This window comes from Dapis purpurea BLCC-M126 (genome assembly GCF_050015975.1).
In the GTDB taxonomy this organism is placed as follows: domain Bacteria; phylum Cyanobacteriota; class Cyanobacteriia; order Cyanobacteriales; family Microcoleaceae; genus Trichodesmium.
Genome location: NZ_JBNHER010000156.1, coordinates 1 through 22,157, shown reverse-complemented (window position 1 = coordinate 22,157; position 22,157 = coordinate 1). Strand labels below are relative to the sequence as shown.

15 protein-coding genes are annotated in these 22,157 nt (G+C 36.6%); 11 read left to right on the top strand and 4 right to left on the bottom strand.

Translation table 11 applies throughout. The annotated features are described in order from the left end of the window. Window positions 1-136: 136 nt before the first annotated feature. Window positions 137-1,003, bottom strand: a complete 867-nt coding sequence (locus ACP6PL_RS14180; RefSeq protein WP_426545910.1) for an isocitrate lyase/PEP mutase family protein — start codon at window positions 1,001-1,003, stop codon at window positions 137-139. Between the two features lie 163 nt (window positions 1,004-1,166). Here ACP6PL_RS14180 and mnmH point away from each other — a divergent pair, with 163 nt between their 5' ends. Further along, the gene (gene mnmH / locus ACP6PL_RS14175) at window positions 1,167-2,189 is read left to right on the top strand and encodes a tRNA 2-selenouridine(34) synthase MnmH (protein WP_426545909.1); all 1,023 of its coding nucleotides are present in this window, start codon (window positions 1,167-1,169) and stop codon (window positions 2,187-2,189) included. Between the two features lie 500 nt (window positions 2,190-2,689). Next, complete coding sequence (locus tag ACP6PL_RS14170) at window positions 2,690-3,655, top strand: Rpn family recombination-promoting nuclease/putative transposase (RefSeq protein ID WP_426545908.1); 966 nt, start codon at window positions 2,690-2,692, stop codon at window positions 3,653-3,655. Window positions 3,656-3,860: 205 nt separating this feature from the next. Here ACP6PL_RS14170 and ACP6PL_RS14165 read toward each other — a convergent pair whose 3' ends face one another. Next, entirely contained in the window at window positions 3,861-7,193 is a 3,333-nt protein-coding gene (locus ACP6PL_RS14165; protein WP_426545907.1) for a HEAT repeat domain-containing protein, read from the bottom strand. Between the two features lie 409 nt (window positions 7,194-7,602). On the opposite strand from ACP6PL_RS14165, the gene ACP6PL_RS14160 reads away from it, so the two are divergent. Continuing rightward, window positions 7,603-8,862: an RNA-guided endonuclease InsQ/TnpB family protein gene (locus ACP6PL_RS14160; RefSeq protein WP_426545906.1), complete on the top strand. Its 1,260-nt coding sequence runs from the start codon at window positions 7,603-7,605 to the stop codon at window positions 8,860-8,862. 302 nt (window positions 8,863-9,164) lie between these two features. Here the strand turns inward: ACP6PL_RS14160 and ACP6PL_RS14155 are convergent, their stop codons facing one another. Further along, complete coding sequence (locus ACP6PL_RS14155; protein ID WP_426545905.1) at window positions 9,165-10,499, bottom strand: TMEM143 family protein; 1,335 nt, start codon at window positions 10,497-10,499, stop codon at window positions 9,165-9,167. 175 nt (window positions 10,500-10,674) lie between these two features. Between ACP6PL_RS14155 and ACP6PL_RS14150 the strand changes: the two genes are divergently transcribed. The 4 genes from ACP6PL_RS14150 to ACP6PL_RS14135 all read left to right on the top strand — a co-directional run bounded on the left by ACP6PL_RS14150 (window position 10,675) and on the right by ACP6PL_RS14135 (window position 15,232). Next, the gene (locus tag ACP6PL_RS14150) at window positions 10,675-12,075 is read left to right on the top strand and encodes an HD domain-containing phosphohydrolase (protein ID WP_426545904.1); all 1,401 of its coding nucleotides are present in this window, start codon (window positions 10,675-10,677) and stop codon (window positions 12,073-12,075) included. 157 nt (window positions 12,076-12,232) lie between these two features. Beyond that, window positions 12,233-12,877, top strand: coding sequence for a pentapeptide repeat-containing protein (locus tag ACP6PL_RS14145; protein WP_426545903.1), 645 nt, complete (start codon window positions 12,233-12,235; stop codon window positions 12,875-12,877). 165 nt (window positions 12,878-13,042) lie between these two features. After that, window positions 13,043-14,218 (top strand): RRXRR domain-containing protein, encoded by a 1,176-nt coding sequence (locus tag ACP6PL_RS14140; RefSeq protein ID WP_426545902.1) that lies wholly within the window; start codon window positions 13,043-13,045, stop codon window positions 14,216-14,218. Window positions 14,219-14,470: 252 nt separating this feature from the next. Next, complete coding sequence (locus ACP6PL_RS14135; protein ID WP_426545901.1) at window positions 14,471-15,232, top strand: LmeA family phospholipid-binding protein; 762 nt, start codon at window positions 14,471-14,473, stop codon at window positions 15,230-15,232. Between the two features lie 224 nt (window positions 15,233-15,456). On the opposite strand, the gene psb35 is transcribed toward ACP6PL_RS14135, so the two are convergent. Further along, on the bottom strand, window positions 15,457-15,624 hold the full coding sequence (gene psb35, locus ACP6PL_RS14130) for a photosystem II assembly protein Psb35 (protein WP_426545900.1): 168 nt from the start codon (window positions 15,622-15,624) through the stop codon (window positions 15,457-15,459). 339 nt (window positions 15,625-15,963) lie between these two features. Between psb35 and ACP6PL_RS14125 the strand changes: the two genes are divergently transcribed. The 4 genes from ACP6PL_RS14125 to ACP6PL_RS14110 all read left to right on the top strand — a co-directional run bounded on the left by ACP6PL_RS14125 (window position 15,964) and on the right by ACP6PL_RS14110 (window position 22,014). After that, window positions 15,964-17,190 carry an RNA-guided endonuclease InsQ/TnpB family protein gene (locus tag ACP6PL_RS14125; RefSeq protein WP_426545899.1) on the top strand — a complete coding sequence of 409 codons (1,227 nt, stop codon included), beginning with the start codon at window positions 15,964-15,966 and terminating at the stop codon, window positions 17,188-17,190. Window positions 17,191-17,285: 95 nt separating this feature from the next. Beyond that, window positions 17,286-17,510, top strand: coding sequence for a hypothetical protein (locus ACP6PL_RS14120; RefSeq protein WP_426545898.1), 225 nt, complete (start codon window positions 17,286-17,288; stop codon window positions 17,508-17,510). Window position 17,511: 1 nt separating this feature from the next. Next, window positions 17,512-20,781, top strand: coding sequence for a glycerol-3-phosphate acyltransferase (locus tag ACP6PL_RS14115; RefSeq protein WP_426545897.1), 3,270 nt, complete (start codon window positions 17,512-17,514; stop codon window positions 20,779-20,781). A 483-nt stretch (window positions 20,782-21,264) separates the two neighbouring features. Beyond that, window positions 21,265-22,014 carry a PEP-CTERM sorting domain-containing protein gene (locus tag ACP6PL_RS14110; protein ID WP_426545896.1) on the top strand — a complete coding sequence of 250 codons (750 nt, stop codon included), beginning with the start codon at window positions 21,265-21,267 and terminating at the stop codon, window positions 22,012-22,014. Window positions 22,015-22,157: the final 143 nt, after the last annotated feature.

Genomic DNA, 22,157 nt, shown 5'->3' with positions numbered 1-22,157 from the left:
GGAAGGAAGAAGGAAAAAGGAAGAAGTAAGAAGTAATATTAGAGCATATTTTAGACAAATGATGTACAAAAATAATGTAGTGCGGGCATCTTGCCCGCGTAGGTGTATCTCACCAAGGTGGAATCCGCTGTATAATTTAATCAACTGAAAACTTCTGCTCCAACTCTTGATATTTAGGCACTTCAATAATCTCTTCAAAATCCTGGAACGAAACAATATCTGTCAACCCTGCCGTAGTTCTATTTTCAAACAATTGAGTATAACAATTTATCATTGCTTTAGTAGCAGAAAATAATCCAGACAGAGGATAAACTACTATTTTAAAACCCATTTCTGCCAAATCCTTACCCGATAAAACTGGAGTTTTTCCACCCTCAATCATATTTGCAAATAAATACACATCCTCAAAAGCAGTAGCGATCGCCTGTAAATCTTCCACAGACTGAGGTGCCTCAATAAAAACTACATCTGCACCAGCTTCAGCACAAGCACGCCCCCGCTTAATAGCTTCATCCAAACCCAATGGGGCACGAGCGTCCGTCCGAGCAATAATTACCAAACCACTATCACCCCTAGCATGAACCGCCGCTTTAATTTTCTCTATGTGTTCTGCCATTGGAATAACTCGCTTACCCTCAAAATGACCGCATTTTTTCGGCCATTCTTGGTCTTCCAAAATAATTCCGGCAACCCCCATATTCACAATATCAGTTACAGTTCTAATCACATTTAAGGGATTGCCATATCCAGTATCAATATCTGCTACTAAAGGAATATTTACTGACTCAGTAATACGCCTGACAGCGTAGAGCATTTCTGTAGCAGTGAGAAAACCATAATCAGGGCGACCAAGAGTAGAACCAGAAATGCCAAACCCACTGGTAAACATAGCAGAAAATCCTATTTGTTCTACAATTTTTGCTCCTATGCAATCATAAACCCCAGGCAGCACCAAAGTTCCTGGTTGTTCCAATATTTGACGTAATTGTTGGCCTGCAGTCATAACATCTTCCTTGAATAAATTATGATAGAATTTTATACCAATCAGAACTTATTACACAAAGAAACCCAGTTTCTACAAGAAATCGGGTTTCTGGGTTAACCTGCATAAGTCCTGAATAATTTATACTTCTTCCTTCTTCCTTCTAACTTGTTCCTTCCTAAATATGCCAAAATCTCTCAAACCTGACGCATTTTTCCAAGTACCGGGAACTATTCTCGATGTTCGCAGTCCCGCTGAATATGCTCAAGGTCATATTCCTGGAGCTGTTAGTTTCCCTCTATTTAATAATGAAGAACGTGCCCTAGTCGGAACTTGTTATAAACAAAAAGGCAAAGATGAAGCTGTAGAACTAGGGTTAGCGATCGCTGGTCCGAAATTAGCTGATTTTGTTGCCCATGCCAAAATTTTAGCTCCAGATCGTCAAGTTAGAATTCATTGTTGGCGGGGTGGAATGCGTAGTGCTTCTGTTGCTTGGTTACTGGAAACCGCTGGATTTAATGTTGCTCTACTGATCGGTGGTTATAAGGGATTTCGGCATTGGGCGCTTTCTCTATTTTCAGTTCCCCAAAAAATTATTGTTTTGGGCGGAATGACTGGTAGTGGCAAAACAGAAATATTGCGGGCTTTAATAAATATGGGGGAACAAGTGTTAGATTTGGAAGCTCTTGCCAATCATAGAGGTAGTAGTTTTGGTGGTTTGGGGCAGTTACCTCAACCTACTAATGAGCAATTTTGGAATCTTGTGGCGATGGAATGGGCGAAGTTTGACCGGAGTCAACCTTTATGGGTCGAAGCTGAGAGTAAACGTATTGGGATGTGTCGTATTCCCCAGGATATTTTTGCACAAATGGAAAAGGCTACAGTGATAGAAATAAGTCGCAGTCGTCAGGAAAGAGTCGCTTTTTTGGTAGAAATATATGGAGAAGCGGATATTAATGATTTGATTGCTGCTACCGAACGTATTCGCAAAAGATTGGGAGGTGTACGAGAGAAAGAAACGATTAATTTTCTGAGGGAGGGAAATTTGGCAGCAGCTTCAGATTTAATTCTGCACTATTACGATAAAACCTATACTTATGATTTGGAGAAAAGGAGTGGTGCTATTTATAAATTTGATGTTTCTGGGTTATCGGCGGTTGATGCTGCAATATTGGTGCAAGAGAAAAGTAAGGATTTGAGGAGTTGAGCAGTCAGGAGTCAGGAGTCAGGAGTCAGGAGAAAGAAAGAATTTGAACTACTGAATTTTTAAATTTGTATTTAATAGAACATCTATATTAAGAGGAAGTAATTTTGCTATTACTGTATAACCGAATTTCATCTTATAGTTTTAAACATTCAGCTATTAGCTCTCAGCTCAAGTCAAAACTTCAATAATTTAGAATTTAGAATTTAGAATTTAGAATTACCTCTTCTTATAAAAAAGAGAATTGGCTAAAAGGATTTTTTTGATTTTTTTTCCATGAATGGAAAGGCTTTATACTTGAATTTTTTGGTAAAATCAAATAAAGAGTGATATTTTTTCTTATTCCCTACTCCCTACTCTTTGCCGAAAAATTGTGAGTATGTGCTGACCCTTTTAAGGGGATAAATAAAGAGAATATTCCTTGTATCAAGCCTCCTGATTCCATAGAGGCAAGTGATAACTGATAACTGATAACTGATAACTGAAATAACTCCCTTAAAAAAATGAGATTTATTAGTCCTAAAACAGATTTTGCCTTCAAAAAAATCTTTGGCTCAACTGAGAGTAAAGATATTTTGATTAGTTTCTTAAATGCCTTGATATATTATGGCAAGTCTATTATTCAAGACTTGGAAATAATTGACCCCTATAATCCTGGAGATACAGTAGATTTAAAAGATAGTTATTTAGATGTTAAAGCAGTATTAAATAATGGCTCCAATGTGATTATTGAAATGCAGGTATTAAATGTTCCTGCCTTTGAAAAGCGAGTAGTTTATAATCTTTGTAAAACTTATGGAAATCAACTAAAAACTGGAGAAGGATACCGAAAATTAAAACCAGTAATTGCTTTGACGATTACAGACTTTGAAATGTTTGAGGAAAAACCACAATATATTAGTCATTTTGTGTTTAAGGAGAAAGAGCAATTATTTGAATATGTAGATGAAGAAGTAGCAATGATATTTGTAGAATTGCCAAAGTTTCCGAAAAAATTAGAAGAGTTAGAAACTATCACAGATAAATGGATTTATTTTATTAAGGAAGCTCCAAGTTTAGAAGTTATTCCTAATACTTTGGCCGAAGTTGAAGAGATAGAAAAAGCTTTGAATAGAGCAAGTGCAGCAAATTTATCTAGAAAAGAATTAGAAGAAGTACATAAGCGAGAAATATTTTTGGAAGACCGTACAGGTGAAATTATCTTAGCTCGACAGGAGGGACGAGAAGAAGGATTAGAAGAAGGACGAGAAGAAGGACGAGAAGAAGGATTAGAAATTGGTAAGTTGTCAATGCAGAGATTAATATTAGGTCAACTGGAGAGAAGGTTTCCAGGAGAAATAACTGAAATAATTCGAGAAAATATTCAACAGTTATCTATGGAAAAGTTAGGAGATTTAGGAGGAGCAATTTTAAGTTTTAATAGTTTGGAAGATTTGTCTAATTGGTTGGCAGAATTGGATGGGGAATAGGCAATCGCTCTACAATTGGTAGGGGCGAACGGCCTCCCCTACTGGATAACTCGCGCTCTCCCGTTTCGGCAAGACCTAGTTGATTTTTAGGGCAACTATTGCGCAACTGTTGTTTCAAAAATCAATCAATGAATTTTTGACTGATAAGGGGAGCAGGATACTCCCACAGCCTAATTATTTAATTTTGACAGACTGCCTCATCGTCTTAACTTTCCTCACCTACAACTAAATACCACAGCACATCAATACCTCTGCCGACATATTCTGAATCTTGATGTTGTTGAATCCATTGAATAATTATGGGGAAGATATTGTCAGATTTTTTGCCTAAATTACTTAAAGCTAAGGCTGCTTTCCTTCGTACAAAAAAATTTTCATCCTCCAATAGTGGTAGCAAAAAAGTAACCACAGTATCTGAGCTATTAACTAACTTGCCTAAAGCTACTGCAGCATTCCAACGTACAACAGGATTACTATCTTTAAGTCTTAGTAGCAAAACATTAACAACAGTGTGAGTATTGGAGCCATTTACAAACTCTCCTAAAGTACGGGTAGCAACTTTGCGGACTACAAAATTTTCGTCTTCTAACAGTTCCACTAAAGTGTTAAAAATAATTGGTAAATTATTGTCTAAATTAACTAAAGCTTCCGCAGCTCTAACACGGACACTAGAATCTGGATATTCTAGTCTTGTCAATAAAGCATTAATTACAATCTCAGATTTATCGTTTAATTGGCCTAAAGTATCAGCAGCTCCAGCGTAAAAACTGGAATCATCTTTGTTTAGTAACTCTACTAATTGATTAACCAGTTTCTTTGAATTATCAGATAATTTGTTCAACGCCGAAGCAGCTTTGTAACAAGTCCCAGAACTGTCATTTAAACTTAAACTTTCTAGCAAAGCACTAACTACAGTCTCAGAAGTATTACCCAAATTACCCAAGGCATCAGCAGCACCCCAACGCACTTCAGAATTTTCATCCTGAAGCAGTGCTAGTAAGCTACTAACTACTGTTTGTGAACTATTGCCTAAGTTGCCAAGGGTGTAGGCCAACAACCCACGCACTTCAGAGTCTTTTTCAATCGGAAGCATTGCTAGTAAACTACTGACTACTGTTTGTGAACTATTGCCCAAAGCATAGCTTGTGTTTCTATGCACTAAAAACTTATTTTCTCGAAACCTACCGACTACTCCCTTTTGTGAGCTATTGCCTGTTCGTGAACTATTGCCCAACATTCCCAAAGTGAAAACTGCCGATCCACGCACAAAAGGCTTCTCATCTTGAAGCCGTGCTAGCAATATTGTAATTACCTCATCCTTTTCCCCTAACTCTCCTCGATATTTCAGTAACCTTTCCTCATCAATCAAATCTGCCTGCCCTTTCAACATCTCTAAAACTTGTCTCTCAAAATCAGTTTCATACAAACTACAAAAAATCTGAGAAACCTGCTCCCGAACTTTCTCGCCAACCTTCTCTTCACTACTAACCTCCAACTCAACCAACCTCTCCAAAATCTCCTGCACCAACTCACTACCAACACTCCGCAAACCTTTCGGATTTTCCGCCAAACAATTTCCAGCAAAAAACAAATCCCGATGTAACCACTCCTCATACTCACTACCATTATTCAAAACTGCTCGAATAGCTTTCGCCGCATTTTTAGGCTTTTGTTGAGCTATCAACAACAATAAAACCTCTCGCCAGTGAGCATCATGCAAATGTTCTCGAATGGCATTTAAAATAATCCCAAAATCAAATTCATTCTCTAACTGATAGTCAATTTCCTCAGCAGACAAATATTCCTGAAAAGTCTTATGCACAAAAGCATAACAGTCTTGCCCCTGCTCGTTCAACAAACCAGTGCGTTCCCGAATCAAATCCACAAATCTTTCCGCCTCTTCCTTTGCCTGATACAACTGCACCTGCTTCAACCCCTTAATTTCTCGACTCAACTGAGAAATCAACTCATCCTTATCTATCAAAGTACCACCTTCACCATTGCCAACATTTCCTTGAGTATGTACCCAATATGCCAATAATTCCATCAACCTGCGCAAGTCATCCAAACCTAAATACTTCAACCGCCCATCACTACTTAACTCCTTATTCGCATCCCAAGAAATTAACAAAGTTTCCACCGCCTTGTCATAAAGTCGATGTCTTTCCTTCGGCAAAACCGCCTGATACCGATGAATCAAAGCAATAATTGTCAACAACAAAGGATTCCGTGCCAATAATTTAATCCTGTCATTATCATCCAACGCCTTTTGCAAACTTTCTTTCCGCCTTTCCGCCTCCACTTTATCTTTAAACCGACTGTCATACCAATTATTGATAAACGTCGAAATCTTCTCATCATCAAAAGACTGCATTTGATAGTGGGGAAATTCGGTAGTGCGGAAAAAGTCGCGCCGATACCCCGCCGGGCGAGATGTAATAATTGCCCGGTTTCTGTCAAACTGCCCTAAAAAATTCTCAATGCGTCTAACCACATCATAACGTTTGCCTTCCTCTGCCACTTCATCCAAACCATCCAACAATATTAATGCTCTACCATCTTCCAACCAATGTTCAAAAAATCCCGTCGGTAAAGTTTTCACTGCCATGGTTTTCTCAGCAAATATCCGAGCATATTCGAGAATACTTTTATCTGGATGTCTAGCTAAGTCTCGCATCCTGATTAAAATTGGTAACCAGTCAGTTTCAGTATCTAAACCCAAAAATTGAGGCTGTTTCTCTGCCAACATCACGGCAAAATAACTCATCAAAGTTGTTTTTCCCGAACCAGGGGCACCCAATATAACAAATTTACGCCCTCGACTTTGAGTCAATAATTCCGAAGCTAAAAATTTCCTGCCAGTGGTATTTGCCAATAGTTCCCTTTCCAGTTCCCCAGTTCCTCCTAATAATAAATCCTGTTCAAAACCTCCTCCCGTCGAGACATCCTCTACCACATCTGGCATGACAAAAATGTTAGCTAATTTCTCTGACTTTTCTACTTCTTGCCCAGGCACAGAAATCCCAGCAAATTTCACATCATCAAACCAATTAGCTAACTGTTCAAAATAATTTTGTTTGGCAACCTGAAATTTAATATAAGTATCGGTTTGTTGAAAATAAGCATTAACAAAAGTTTCTATCCACGGCTGTATACTTTCTAAATTTAATTGAATATTTTTAGCTTCAGCTTCCTGTTGAAAGATAGTAATTAAAATATCAATATCTGGCTTACCTTGATTATTTAATGGTTTTTGTAATTCAGTCAAAACGGCAGAATGTTCAAAATATTGGCTCAAAAAATTGTTAGCTCCGTTCCATCCATCCTTTTTAGCAGAATAGAATAAAAGTTGCTGAGGAGGGAGTTGTTTTTCCCATACCTCAATAGATTTTTCACCGGATTTTAAAGCTTTTTCTAAATCTGTTTTCTTCAGAGATTGAGTGAGACTTTTGCCTCCTTTTTCCCAGGCAGTATCCCACAAAGAGTCGGCAATTTTTGATAATCCCCAACCAGCTAAACCTACTAAACCAGCTTCCATAAATTACCTATAAATTATGCATTGACTTTAGGCAGTATCCCACAAAGAGTCAGTAATTTTTGATAATCCCCAACCCACCAAACCTACTAAACCAGCTTCCATCAAGGAATAGCTGTTGGGGACTCCCGTTATAATCTATGATTTAATGGTGAGAGGAAAACAGCCAGCATATAAACTATTTTCCTCTTAGGTTCAAGTTTTTTGTTCTTTATTTTTGTTTTTAAGTTTTAATGAATCTATGAAATCACTTATCACTTGGGTCATTGTTTTTTCGTTTTCTGCTGCATATAACCTTAGGTTATTTAATCTGTTATGACTTATTCGTAAATTTAATCCAGTCCTTTTCACTTTGACTACACAAACTTTACACAAACTATTATAAGAGAATTCTGGTCGAAAAGGAAAGAAAATGATAATAAGTCATAGCTACAAGATTAAACCAAATCAAGAACAAATAACCAAAATAGATAATTGGTTAGAACTTTTGAGAAGGCATTGGAATTATGCTTTAGGTCAAAGATTAGACTGGTTAAATAGAACTAGATGTCGAGTAGACCGTTGCTCAATAATTTCAAGTCCTATTGGTGAGATTCCTATTAGACCAGATTATCATTTTCAGTCAGGAGAATTAAAACAGACTAAAAAACTGTTTCCAGAATATAAAGAGATATATTTTGAAGTACAACAAAATAATCTCAGAAGGTTAGACAAATCTTGGCAACGTTGGTTAGTTCCCGATCAAACAGGTAAAAGATTTGGTAGACCAAAATTCAAGAAGTCTAGGAAATTAAGGTCATTAAGTTTTAGTAGGGTTAATCATCCTAAAGCTGCAATTAAATTTGATGGTAAGCAGATTATCATTAGCAGATTTGGTGCAATTCCAGTTATAGTTCATAGACTTATTCCAGAAGGCTTTACTATTAAAACTGCAACATTAACCAAAAAGGCTGACGGCTATTATGTCAGTTTTAGTTTGGAAGATAAGTCAGTTCCTAGTCAAATTCCTACAGATAATATTAAAACTGCTGTAGGTATTGATGTAGGTCTCAAAGAGTTTTTAACAACTAATACTGGAGAGACTGTTTCTGTTCCAAATTTATATAGAAAAGCACAATCTAGTTTAGCTAGAAAACAAGGTCAAGCAGATAGAAAAGAAACTGGGTCTAATAATTGGAAAAAGGCTCAAAATAAAGTAGCTAGGTTGCATCAACATATTGCTAGACAAAGAGAAGATTTCCACTATAAAACTGCTCATAAATTAGTTAAAGAGCATGACTTAATTGCTTTAGAAGACCTTAATATTAAAGGTTTAGCTAGAAACACTAAACTATCAAAATCAATTTATGATGTAGCCTGGGGTGCTTTTCTTGAAAAGTTGAATGCAGTAGCGGTAAAACGCGGTGTTCATGTAGTCAAAGTCACTCCTCACAATACATCACAAAATTGTTCAAATTGTGGTCATAAAGTACCTAAAACTTTGTCAGTTAGAACTCATTCTTGTCCTAAATGCGGAATAGTTTTAGATAGAGATGAAAACGCTGCAATGAATATATTAAATAAAGCATTAAACGAGGTGGGTATCATCTTGTCTGCTTGTGGAGGCTTAGACATTAGTCAGCCCGTGAAACAAGAAACTTTTGAAACTTGGGTTCAATTATCTTTGTTTTAGAAGCTCCTGTTATAATCCTTGATTTAACGGGAGAGAACTTCACAAATTACCTCTATTATTGTTAAATAACTAACTATTATAACGTTTGTCAAATTTCTCAAGTTATTGAGTTACAGTTGTGTTTATATTCCCTTACTCCCCTACTCCTTACAGGGGTAAGTTTTTAACAAAGGAGTGAGCGATCATTTTTATTCAGTATAAAATCTCAACAAAACTATACTTTTTTATACAATAAATAGCTCAAAACTTCTCCGTCTCCCTACACTTCACACACTTCCCTCACTCCCCTAATCTGCACTTCCTTAAGCATAATGAAACGCATTATCCCAAATATAATCTATTAATTGTTTCGCATCATCTAGAGGTAAAACTTGACAACAACCATTTTCATCATAGGTTAATAATGGTATCTCTGAAACCTCATCCTCATCTTCACCATCTCTGACAATTTTGCCCTGAATTTTTGTCAGATTATTCAACGGTCCATTGATATCAAAATCAATTTTTGTATCAAAATTTTCCTCCATCCAGACTTCAATTTTGTCATCCAATTGTTCTGGAGTTAGCGACGTATTGCTCGTTAATAAATGATAATAAACCAAAATAATTTCCTTACATTCCTCTTCTTCAGCCTCATCAGTTAAAGTTTGAAATACACCAGCATTATTAGCAAGATTCTTGAAAAATAAAGTTTCTGTCACCTGTTTTTGAAACTTAATATGTTTAGTTTTGTATTGACTATATTGCTTAAAACAAAACCCTCCTAAAGTCACCAATAAAGATAATGAACCCAATAAAATTCCTGTCATATTTTTCACATCTTGCGGATTAGCTCTCAACTTTAATTGTTCCACATAATCAGGACCGAGAACCAAAAATACAATTACCCCAATAATTAATAAGAATTGGGGTACAATTCTCAATACAATAGGTACTGCTGCACCAATAGCAGGAACTATTAACATCAAACGATCTTTCAAAGTCATGCTAACTTTTACATTAGGAAATAGAAATGCTATATCATTTTTCGGGATATTTCTGTAGAGAGAAATATAAATTTTACTAGCAATTAAATTAGACTCTTCCAGAGGATTTTCAGAAGTATTATTCTTGTCTTTATCCTTGCACTTAATTAATACAGCTACTCTTTCAAAAATATTAATTTCCTTTTCAATTTTTCGGAAAAACCTCTTAAAACTATATGTCTGATAAATATCTCCCCGACAGTAACATACCATTTCTTCAAAATCATTGAAATCAATAAATGTTTTCAATTCGATTAGTGACATTTCGTCAAAAGCACGTTCTAAACTTGCCTTATATATGGGATAATAATTACCTTGTTGTAATATTTTTGCAAAACTCTGAACTACTTTAGTTTTCATTGTCGCTAATTCTGAGTCAGAATAATCAGCAATATATTTAGTATTAGCATCCGGATTAAAAGGCGCATAATTTTCCTTTAATACTTCCAGTGTTTTATGTAATTTGAAATGATAATATGCCAGCAGAATAGAACAAAAATCTCTGAATTTTTGTTGACAATTTTCTGGTAATTTACCATCTTTAATACAAAGTTCTATGATATCTCTGCGGGAATAAGGAATAAATGCTTCCCTGTCTTGATACACTGTCATAGCTGTATACCTAAATTATATTCGCATATATTTTACCACTTTTTTTGGCACATAAATACTTGATAATACTTGACAAAATAATAAAAGTATGTATAAATAAAATAATGCAATTATCTTAATACTAAAGGTTAAATAAAAAAGCAAATACAAATATATAAAATAATCATCATTTAGAATGAATCCAGAATCAACTTTAAATCAACTAAAAGAAGCTAGTCCGGAAGGAAAACTCCCCTCTAGTTATGGAGTTTATTTCAAAAATACATTAGTGGCTCTATGTCATGCTTTAGAAGACCATATATTGCAAACTTGCAGTATAGAACCGGAAGGAAAACCATTAGTTTTAGTAACATTTCAACAAGGAAAATGGTATCTGCAAGAAGCAGACCGTTATCAAGAACTAGCTCAATGTAGTTCTCATATTATGATTGGTGCAGTACCAGATAGTGGATTATCGAAACATCCCACAAGTAACCTAGAAAATGTCTCTTTAGTTAATCTTGAAACAACTGATAGTTTGGTTAATGAATGGAATTTAATCATACTAGCTCCCACTTATACAGCTATGGTACTTTGCCATGAACTATCTGAAGATGAATATTTACCCCACGGCAAACCAACTGTAGATATAGAGAGAAAATTCTACGGTTTATGGACGTTTGATCGAAACTTAGTGGCAAAAGCAGCAGAAATACTTACAGAAAGATGTCGCCCTTATAATCCTGCACTAGCAGACACAATTCAAAAACAACATCAGGCAATTCTCAAGAATGAAGGTATGGCACCTACAGATATGAGTGATGTAGTTTCTAGAATAGTTTCTTACCTGCAAACAACTCAGGAACAAATGATTGCCATGAATAGACAAACAAGGGAACTTTGGGAATTAGAAGGTCAAGCATTACGAGTAAGTCGCAACCTCAATGCTAACAAATTGCAGGCATTTTTACGGATGGCGCAGAAAGTAGATGAACGTGACCAAACAAATTCTATAGCATCTCTACAAGTAGCAGCTTTATCTGAAACTTTAGGGCAAATGTTAGATTTACCTACTCTGCGGTTACGACGTTTGCGGTTAGCTGGATTATTGTTTCGAGTAGGTTTAACCTCAGCACCAAAAGAAATATTTACTAACACAGCAGATGAATTAGATGATGCAACTTTAAGTTTTTGGCAGGAAAGGAGTATCCTTGGAGGTCAGTTATTAGCAGCAATGCCAGAATTAGCACCTGTGACCAAAATTATTGTTCATCATTTGGAATACTGGGATGGTAGTGGTAAACCAGATGGCCTCAGAGAAGAAGAAATATCTATAGAGTCTCGAATCTTGGGATTAGTTTCTTACTTCCAAGAGCTGACACAACCACGAGGTAAACGAGTTGCTCTGAGTTTAGGAGAGGCGTTAGAAAAGTGTAGCAATCGTAGTGGTACTTATTTTGATCCTACTTTAGTCGAAACTCTTAGTAATGTGATTCGATTAACAGAAATGGGTCTAATGCAATTACCTCAAAGGCCAAGTCAATTACCTAATGTGTGGTTAGAAGAAGCTGTTAGTGCAAAAACATCCGTACATTAATTCCTTTAAACGCAAAATTTAATAGGCAAGTGGTATGTCATAGTGGCACATCAAGCTTAAAATACTCTAATAGCTGGTTGACATTTTATTCCTTGTACAACAGACAGAGATGATGTTAACTAAAAGCCAAAACTTAACATCTAAAAATTGATTAAAGATGAATGAATTAACATCTCCTGATATTTCAGCCATTCGAGCAGGTAAAATCAAACTTTTGGCAAATGCTCACCTCCCTGGTGCAGATTTAGCAGGAACTAAACTTCCAGAAGTAAACTTCGATCAAGCTCACTTGGTTGGAGTTAATTTTGCTGGTGCAAATCTACAGAAAGCAAAACTAAGGGCTAATCTTCGGGCTGTAGATTTTACTGCTGCTGACTTGAGAGGAGCAGACTTTCGTAATGCAGATTTAAGGGGTGCTATTTTTATCGATGCTCAACTTAGAGAAGCTAGCTTTGCAGGAGCATTCTTAAATGGAGCTATCTTTAATGATTTAGACCTCAGTGGTCTTGATTTTCGGGGAGCTGACTTACGAGGAGTGAATTTGATCAGAGCAAATTTGTTTCAAGCAGAGTTTAGTAGTGCTAATCTTTCTGGTGCAGACTTATCCCAGGCAGATTTAGAAGAGGCTAATCTAAGTGGGGCGATACTCCGAGGCACAAACTTACAAAGAGCAAATTTGCTCTGTGCTTTAGTAGAAAAAGCTGACCTGACTGGGACTTTATTAACTGATGCTTGTGTCCAAGGCACACCTCGTCAACTTCTGCGGGCTGAAGCCACGCAGCTTGAGCGACCCAACGCTTAACTAAGAATTGGCTAGACCATAAGCCAAAAGCGATAACACTTCCAAATGTTTCCCTAGTTTGGATTATCTGTTGGCCTTTTTGGGTAAAGGCACTGCGTTATTGCAGGACACAACGCTTTTGGTGGTCTTAGGGACACACAACTTTCTCGAAAAGGATTATCTCTTATGCTTCGAGTACCTGTCCAAAATCCTGATGGCTCTCCTGCAATGCCGACAAAAGCATCGCGAGCGCGTTATTGGGTTCAACGAGGAAAAGCAACTTCCCACTGGAACGATGCGGGTTTGTATTATGTTCGCTTGGTGGCCGAACCATCGGGTCGCGAAACCCAGAAAATATCGGTTGGTTGTGACCCTGGCAAAAACTATACGGGAATTGCCGTACAGTCTGCTAAATTTACCCTTTATACTGCTCATTTGGTTTTGCCTTTCGAGCGTGTTAAAGAACGACTTGGCTCTGCTGTTATTAAACGGGGAAAAGTTATCAAAAACGTCAGAGGTCGATCATTGCAACGTCAGGTGCGACGGGGCAGGAAAATTGACAGGAAAGTACCTTTTAACCAGCGCTCCCATAGGCAAAAGCGATTTAATAATCGTTGCAAAAAAAGTAAACTAGCTCCATCTATTCGGGCTTCAAGGGAAATGGAAATTAGAATAATAACAGAATTGTCTAAAGTTTTCCCTATTACTACCATTGTTTATGAACTAGTTAAAGCCGATGTAGATTTAACCAGTGGCAGAAAAGCAGCACGTTCGGGTAAAGGATTTTCTCCAGTCATGGTTGGACAAAATTGGTGTGTAGAAAAACTCAAATCTATTGCCCCAGTTAAAACCGTTTATGGCTGGCAAAAAAACAAGAACGGAACCAGTCAAATTCGCCAACATTTAGGATTAGAGAAAATCAAAGATAAAAAAGCCCAAGTGCCAGAATCTCATGCAGTGGATGGAATTGCTTTAGCTGCAAGCGAGTTTGTTCGCTATGGGGTAACTCCCAGAAAAAACTGTGATACTAGGGGTTGGAAAGGTTATGTTAACATTACTTATTGCGTTTTTCGAGTAATAACTAGACCTGCTTATTTCCGTCGTGCTTTGCACTTTGATAATGCTGAAAAAGGCGGTGTTCGTAAACGCAAAGGTGGAACTATTACTCCTTTTGGATTGCGATACGGCGATAAAGTTATTGCCGAAAAAGCAGGAAAAACTGACATCGGATGGATTGGCGGCTTTACTAATACTAAAACCAAAAATATCAGCGTCTATGACCATAATTGGAAACGAATCGGGCAATTTTCTCCTAAGAAAGTCCAACTGCTTCGTAGGTCTAATAAACTATGCGTCGTTTAACCAACACGGCGGTTGAAACCGCCGTTTCGCTGCGCGACATGAAACGCTTTTCCTCCGCCCTTTAAAAATAGACGGATTCCAAGCTCTCGATTATTTTTCTTGATTAGGTAAATTCAAAAATCAAAAATCTAAAGTTTAATTTTTGGGTTTACAGCAGATTTGGTAAAGCTTATTATTTACATAAGTACAAGTAAATTTTACAATTCTTCACAAAAAGGTTATAATATCAGCGAAGGTACATCTTGAAAAATTATGGTGACGGCATTGTTTACGAGTACACCAATGCAAAATCAAAGTGGCGATCGCCTAGTAAGCAAGGTAGCAGGAGCAGCAATTGCAGCCCTGTTTAAAAGCTCCGATCAAGTCGAAGCCAATGTCCGCGCCGAGCCAGTGGCCAAACTCTTACAGGGTAGTCTGGATGGGTTTGATTTCATAGGCAAAGGAATGCAGATGTATAATGGCCTTCGCATCGAAGTCATGGAACTTTACCTACAAGCTATATCAATAGACTTCAGTGCAATTTTTACAGGTAAAGTAAAACTCAAGCAGCCTATCCAGGCCACTATGAGGACAGTATTAACAGAGTCAGATTTGACTATCTCTTTCAATACCCCATTTGTGGTAGAGAAACTCCAAAGGCTTACATATCAGGGGCAACCCCTACATTTCCAAAACACTCAAATGAATATTACTGAAGAGAGAGCCTTAAGACTAAACACTCAAGTCGGAGTAGGAAGTTCAAATCAACCCATAGACGTTGATTTTACTGCTAACATCGAAGTGGAGGAGCGACGTAAAATCAAATTTGTCAATGTTAAATATAATGGTAATCAAGAGTCAGTAGACCTAGGTCAATCTCTAATAGATCATGTTAATAACTTACTAGATTTAGATAAATTTGCCATAGAAAATACTCAACTGCGAGTGGATAGGCTACGAGTAGGAAAAGATAACATTACATTCTACGGTATCGCTAAAATTGATCAATTCCCCAGTGGAATTAAAAACAAATAGCATTAAATTGATGTAAAAATATATTTTGCTTGTAGGGACGTTGGTGCAATGTCCCTACAATTAGTTTATTGACCTGAAAATAGCTTTCATTAATGGATAATTACCTTTGGTTAAAACCATACTTGATTTAATTGATAATGGATAATTAGAGCATTAGAGAGTTAGGAAAATTAGAGATTAAAAAAACTCTTTCATTATCAATTATCCATTATCCATTAGCAAAACTAGCTATTTTCATCCTGATCTATTTGAGGAATATAGTCAGGACGTTCGGTATCTTCCCAACCAGGAGGACGCTTAGAATTATACCAAGCAATTGAACCAATACTTACAGCAGCCACAAAGCCCACTACTACAACTGCTATCGGAATCCATAGATTGCCTTGTACCATATTAAATCTTCCTATTATATTTTTATTTGAGTACCATTAATATTATGTCACGGCCTGGATCAGTTGAAAGAAAAATCCACTATTATTTCCAGACCAGGGGAGACTAAAATTCCACCACGAAAGCCAAAATGGTATAATAAACGTTGTACATAAATATAGTCAAATAATGTCAAATATCTTCGTTTATTGGTACAAAAGAGCTACTAAGTATTTGACAAAATTTAATAACTCTCTACCTGATGTTTAATGGTATAATCAAATTGGCGCTTAATTCAAGATAAATAATAATAAAAACTAATAAATGCTCAGAGCCTAATCGTAATTTTAACTCCTTGATTTATGAAATTAGTTGAGAGACATATTATTCAACCAACACATCGGTTTTATGCTGAAATTAACCGACTGTGTTTCTTGTCGAAAAATCTCTATAACTATGCTAATTATTTAGTTCGTCAGTCTTGGATATTTGAAAATAAAAATTTATCCTACTATGACCTACAAAAAATACTCTCTACCCAAGTAGACTATCAAGCAATGCCAGCTAAACTATCTCAACAAATATTGATGATACTAGATAGAAACTGGAAAAGCTTTTTAGCAGCGAACGATGTTTATAAAAAGAACCCATCAAAGTTTAAATCTCGTCCTCGTCTTCCTGGATATAAAAAGAAAATAACGGGAAGAAATATTGTAGTTTATACAAAACAAGCCATCAGCAAGAAGCAACTTAAGCAAGGAATTATTAATCCGAGTAAAACTGGGATTTATCTAAAAACATTAGTACCTACTTCACAAATTCAACAAGTTCGTCTCGTCCCTAGACTTAACCATTATGTAATTGAGGTGATTTATGAGAAATGCGAAAAACAATACGAGCTAGAAAAAAATCGTTGTGCCAGTATTGATATAGGATTAAATAACTTAGCTACATTAACTTTTAATCAAGCCGGAATCAAACCGCTCTTGATCAATGGCAGACCGTTAAAATCTATCAATCAATACTATAACAAAGTTAAGAGCTTCCTACAATCTCAACTCCGGGAAAATAAATCAAGCCTCAGGCTGAAAAAACTTTGTAATAAAAGAGAATTTAAAATCAATGATTATCTCCATAAATCATCTCGTTTGATTATTGATACTCTAATTAATCAGAAAATAGGAACATTGATAATAGGGCACAATGAACACTGGAAGCAGAAGATAAATCTAGGGAAAAGAAATAATCAAAATTTTGTCTGTGTCCCCTATAAAAGGTTAATAGAAATGTTATCTTATAAAGCTAAGATGGTAGGGATAAATGTAATTCTTACAGAAGAATCTTATACCTCCGCATCAAGTTTTCTAGATAATGATTTGATTCCTGTCTACAATAAAGGTCAGAATAATCAAGTCACTTTCTCAGGAAAAAGAGTAAAAAGAGGTTTGTATCGCAGTGCCAGGAAAGGATTAATTAATGCTGATGTGAATGGTTCTTTGAACATTATGAAAAAAGCAGTCCCAAATGTCTTTGACCATGGGATAGAGGGTGTTGTAGTTCACCCAGTCAGGATAACACCTGCAAAATAAGGATTAGTCATATTTGACTATATTTTTATGAACTATGACACATTTAATTACATAGCTAATCCTGATCGCTTCTGTCGTGAAAACTTCAAAAAATAATGACTCCCGATCAATTAATACCAGTAGTTACCTTGAAGCAGACAAATCGTAATGATATGGGTTATCAAATGGTTATTGATGGTCCGTGTCGTATAGTTTATAAGCCTTATGAACCCTTACCTTGTGGCGCACATTTGTGGATTGAGACCTACAAGTCGGTGCAGTTTGTGGATACTCAGTTTAAACCTGTAACGGCTAGGCGACCGTACAAAGATATATGTTGATATGCAAATATTAATTCCAGGATTATTTCTAACTTTCTGCTTTTGTATCGGGGCTTTTCCTCTCACTAATTTAATAGTTAAAAATCTGGCAAATATTGACCTAACAAAAGTTGGTACAGGTAACGCTAGTGTGGCAGCAGCATTTGTTCACGCACCAAAACCTGTGGCAATATTTGCTGTCTTGGCAGAAATTAGTAGAGGTATTGCTCCTGTTTTAGCAGCAAAATTATTATTTCCAGAAATTTCTACTTGGCAATTAGTAGGATTAATATTTTTAGTGGCAGGTAGATATTTTATTGCTCAAGGTGGCGGTGTTACTAATGCCAGTTGGGGAATTTTAGTTTATTCTTCTGTTGTTGCATTTGCTTCGGGAATAACTGGTTTTTTAATATTAGTAATAGGTAAACAAATCTTTCCTCGAAAGAATCAAAATATTCGACAATGGTCTGCTCGTTTGGGATGTCTCAGTAGTTTGTTATGGGTTTTATTATTTCGCCAGGAACCATCTTTTTCTGAATTATTGGCAATGGCAGTATTAGTCATTTTCTTAGTAGTAATAAATTTTCGCCAAAGTGATGATATGGCTTTACAGAAACAACCTAAATTTTCTCTTGATAGTCAACTCGAACCTAAAGTTTGTGGAGAAAAAGCAGCCAGATTATCTCTACTGAAAAAAGCTGGTTTTAATGTTCCTGAAGGTTTTATTTTACCTGCAATTGAAGAGGGAAATAGAGAATTGGTTGTAGGGAATGAGGTCAAAAAATCTATTGTTGATTCTCGCCTCTCGACTGGGTTTTTATCAGTAGATAAAATTCTAGATAAGTTAGATGAAATGTCTTGGAGTTTTCCTCTAATTGTTCGTTCTTCAGCAGTGGGGGAAGATAGCGATAACAGTTCGGCTGCCGGACAATATGAAACTATTTTTCCTGTCAGAAATGAAACGGAATTATTAGAGGCAATTAATATTTGTCGTCAATCTTATTGGTTACCGGAGGCTGTTGCTTATCGGCGACAAAGAGAAATTCCTGATGCGGAAATGGCTGTATTAATTCAGCCTTATATTAAAAGTCAAGTCGCTGGAGTAATGTTTACTCGTAATCCTTTGGATGGTGGTGAGAAAATAATTATTGAAGCTCTGCCTGGAGGTGCAGAAAAAGTTGTGGGTGGGCAGTTGACTCCTGTACATTTAGAAATTGTTGAAAAAGAAAGAGGGAAGAAGGAAGAAGGAAGAAGAAAGAGGGAAGAAGGAGGAGGGAAAAAGTGGATGGTGACTCAAACTTCAACCAATTTTAAACAATCTTTAGACGAAAGACTATTCAACCCAAAAGAAAAAGATAAAAATCAATCTTTAGAGCAGTTAGAAAATCAGAATATTTTACCTCCAGAAATTATTCAAGAATTAGTAAATCAAGCAGAAGCAATTGAAGGATTTTTTCATGGTTTACCTCAAGATATTGAATGGTGTTGGGATGGGGAAAAAATTTGGATTTTGCAAAGTCGCCCGATTACTAATTTGAGACCTATCTGGACGCGAACTATTGCAGCAGAAGTAATTCCAGGAGCTATTCATCCTTTAACTTGGTCGATAAATCGTCCTCTGACTTGTGGGATTTGGGGAGAAATTTTTACTATTGTTTTAGGGGAAAAGGTAGCAAAGTTAGATTTTACGGAAACGGCAACTTTACTCGGTTCCCATGCTTATTTTAATGCCACTTTGTTAGGGGAAATTTTTAGAATGATGGGATTGCCGGAGCAGGGTTTAGAGTTTTTATTGCGAGGGCAAAAAATGGGAAAACCGCCTTTGAAAAAAGTCTGGTCTGCTTTGCCTGGTTTATGGCGTTTGATTCAAAAAGAAATGGCAGTCGATTACGAGTTTGAGCGTGACTATCATCAAATTTTTGTTCCGGCACTAGAAAGTTTAGAAAATAATTTTAAACAAAATTCCTCTCAATCTTTATCAGAATTATTGGCACAAGCGGAAAGAATTCAGGAATGGTTAAAACCGATTACTTATTACAATATTTTGGGTCCGATAGGTTTGGCGATTAGGCGATCGCTCTTCCGTATTTCTGAAGAATGGTTGCCTACTGATACTGCTCCAGAAATTGTTTCGATTCGAGAATTACAAAAGTTGGCAGTTAAGTTAAAAATGGCAACTAATTCTGATGTGGAAGTAGAGGCAGAGTTTGATCAAAATCAGGAATTACAAAGGGAGTTTCAGCAATGGTTAGAAAGTTATGGTTATTTGAGTGAAGTTGGTACGGATATTGCTGTGGCAACTTGGGGAGAAAAGCCGGATAATTTCCGTGAGTTATTATTTGCAATGGCTCGTAAAAGTGAGAGGGAAAAAGATAATTTTTCGCTAAAGTATTTAAATTTATGGCAGAGGTGGCGACTGGCGCAATGTGCGAAGCGTGCGAGAACTAAGGGTAAAATTGCTGAGGTTTATGGGAAGCTTTTAGCTTATTTACGACGGACGTTTTTGGCAATAGAAAATTATGGATTAGAAACAGGAATATTTGAGCAAAAAGGAGATATTTTTTATTTAGAATTTGAGGAAATTCAGCAATGGATTTTAACAGTAGGTTGGGTTGAGGAACGAAATCCAACAGAATTTAATACAGTTACACCTAATAACGAACGATCCCCCCTAACCCCCCTTGATAAGGGGGGAATGTTTGAGGAAGAAAACCTAACAAAATTTAATACAGAACCTTCTGTAGGTTGGGTTGAGGAACTAAACCCAACAAATAGTGTAGGAGCTGAAGAACAAAACAGAAGAGAATTTAATATAGTTTCTTCCCCCTCTCCCACCTCTCTCCAAACTCTCAGACAAATTATCTCTCAAAGAAAGGAACAGTTGGAGAAAGATCGCGATCGCCAAGTTCCTTCTGTAGTTTATGGGAATGTATTACCCCAAGAAAGTCAGGAAACTATTTCTACTGAGGAAAATGTTTCTATTTTACAAGGGATACCGGGAAGTGTTGGTTGTGTAGAAGGTTATGTCAAGGTTTGTCGGAGTTTAGAGGTAAATCTTGCTGAGTCGGAAAATCTAATTATAGTTGTGCCTTATACGGATGCTGGTTGGGCACCTTTGTTATTGAAGGCAAAAGGTATTATTGCTGAGGTGGGGGGGCAGTTATCCCACGGAGCTATTATTGCGCGGGAGTATGGTATTCCGGCAGTAATGAATGTTTCTGGAGCTATGACTCGTTTACAGGATGGGCAAAAAGTTAGGGTTGATGGGTATCGGGGTACTGTGGAATTATGATTTTAGATAATTGAGATAATTAGCATTTATATAATGTTATGGAAAAACATTGATACAGCAGATTCGCTCGTGAAGTACAAATATTAACAATTAAATGTTTGTAGTCTGGGCATCTTACCCGCTATGAGTGTACTTCACAAGGTCGAATCTGCTGTATTTATAGCATTACGTTTTTTTGCTTAGAGCAGTAAATCTTGATGCGTAGCACTATATATCTATATAGCACTACGCAAATAAGGTGCGCACATTTCTAAATGCTAAAACTTACTCATAGATTACTTTTGAATTTTGACTTTTGCCTTATGTGTAACGCTATATGAGTCTATATCAGGCAAAAAACCAAGATAAATTTCTGGCCAACTTCATCAAATCTTCATATAAATTACGCATATCTTCATTAAAACTTTATATAACCCAGGTGTTTCATCCGTAGAATTAGCGATATGAACAAAAAAATTATAGATTTATATCAAGGTGATTTCTATGTTCCAACAAAAAATATCTACTTTTTTAATTGGTTCTTCTATATTAAGTGCTGGTGCTGTATTTGCAGTAGTTATGCCTGCACAAGCCGCTTCTCTTTCAACCAGTGCATCTTGTTCTGGGGGTACAAGCACTACTACTGGAACTGCAACTTCTATCTGTGACGTCAATACAGACTATGGTTATTCAATAGAACTCGATCAAGATGCTGCTGATTCATCAATTTTTTACTGGACTTTAACCAATACATCTACACAAACTAATCCTGAAGCATTAATTGATCAATTCTGGTTTAATACTAACCCCGATTTGGTTCTTGGTACAGATTTCACAATTTCTAACATTAATCCTAATGATTGGGTTGTTACTCAGTCAACAGGTGGTGCTAGGTTTGATTATACTGGTGATACTACGGGTCAAGCCGTTGGCAGACTCGGAAACGGTGACACTCTAACTTTCACTATAGATATTGAAGATGGTTTGGGAACTACTGCAGAGGATTTTTCTAGTATCTTCTCCACCGCTAGACAAGAGGCAGGTAAAGGTATCGGTGGTGGTAATGATGAGGGACAAGTAGCTGTTAGCTTCCAACAGTTAGGAGCAGGTGGCGGGGGAAGTGACTTATTAGCTTCTAATTGGCAAACTTTTACTGCTCCACCTCCACCTCGTCGAGTACCTGAACCTACTTCTCTATTCGCTCTCGGTTTAATTGGTGGCGGAATGTTCTTATCTAGTCGCAAGAATGGCTAATTAACCATCTATAAATCAATTCTCAAAATATTATATAGGTTAGAATTAAAATCTCACTTCCAACCTTAAATTTTGTTTTTTGTAGGGGTAATATCATGTCCGTTGGTATCGTTTGTGTAAAAGCCGGGAAAATATCCACCATA

What these genes read in the sequence shown, in the direction of transcription:
- ACP6PL_RS14170 (WP_426545908.1), top strand. Translation starts at nt 2,690, where the DNA reads ATGAGATTTATTAGTCCTAAAACAGATTTTGCCTTCAAAAAAATCTTT.
- mnmH (WP_426545909.1), top strand. Translation starts at nt 1,167, where the DNA reads ATGCCAAAATCTCTCAAACCTGACGCATTTTTCCAAGTACCGGGAACT.
- ACP6PL_RS14125 (WP_426545899.1), top strand. Translation starts at nt 15,964, where the DNA reads ATGAAATTAGTTGAGAGACATATTATTCAACCAACACATCGGTTTTAT.
- ACP6PL_RS14180 (WP_426545910.1), bottom strand. Translation starts at nt 1,003, where the DNA reads ATGACTGCAGGCCAACAATTACGTCAAATATTGGAACAACCAGGAACT.
- ACP6PL_RS14150 (WP_426545904.1), top strand. Translation starts at nt 10,675, where the DNA reads ATGAATCCAGAATCAACTTTAAATCAACTAAAAGAAGCTAGTCCGGAA.
- ACP6PL_RS14155 (WP_426545905.1), bottom strand. Translation starts at nt 10,499, where the DNA reads ATGACAGTGTATCAAGACAGGGAAGCATTTATTCCTTATTCCCGCAGA.
- ACP6PL_RS14115 (WP_426545897.1), top strand. Translation starts at nt 17,512, where the DNA reads ATGCAAATATTAATTCCAGGATTATTTCTAACTTTCTGCTTTTGTATC.
- ACP6PL_RS14145 (WP_426545903.1), top strand. Translation starts at nt 12,233, where the DNA reads ATGAATGAATTAACATCTCCTGATATTTCAGCCATTCGAGCAGGTAAA.
- ACP6PL_RS14110 (WP_426545896.1), top strand. Translation starts at nt 21,265, where the DNA reads ATGTTCCAACAAAAAATATCTACTTTTTTAATTGGTTCTTCTATATTA.
- ACP6PL_RS14135 (WP_426545901.1), top strand. Translation starts at nt 14,471, where the DNA reads ATGGTGACGGCATTGTTTACGAGTACACCAATGCAAAATCAAAGTGGC.
- ACP6PL_RS14165 (WP_426545907.1), bottom strand. Translation starts at nt 7,193, where the DNA reads ATGGAAGCTGGTTTAGTAGGTTTAGCTGGTTGGGGATTATCAAAAATT.
- ACP6PL_RS14140 (WP_426545902.1), top strand. Translation starts at nt 13,043, where the DNA reads ATGCTTCGAGTACCTGTCCAAAATCCTGATGGCTCTCCTGCAATGCCG.
- ACP6PL_RS14120 (WP_426545898.1), top strand. Translation starts at nt 17,286, where the DNA reads ATGACTCCCGATCAATTAATACCAGTAGTTACCTTGAAGCAGACAAAT.
- ACP6PL_RS14160 (WP_426545906.1), top strand. Translation starts at nt 7,603, where the DNA reads ATGATAATAAGTCATAGCTACAAGATTAAACCAAATCAAGAACAAATA.
- psb35 (WP_426545900.1), bottom strand. Translation starts at nt 15,624, where the DNA reads ATGGTACAAGGCAATCTATGGATTCCGATAGCAGTTGTAGTAGTGGGC.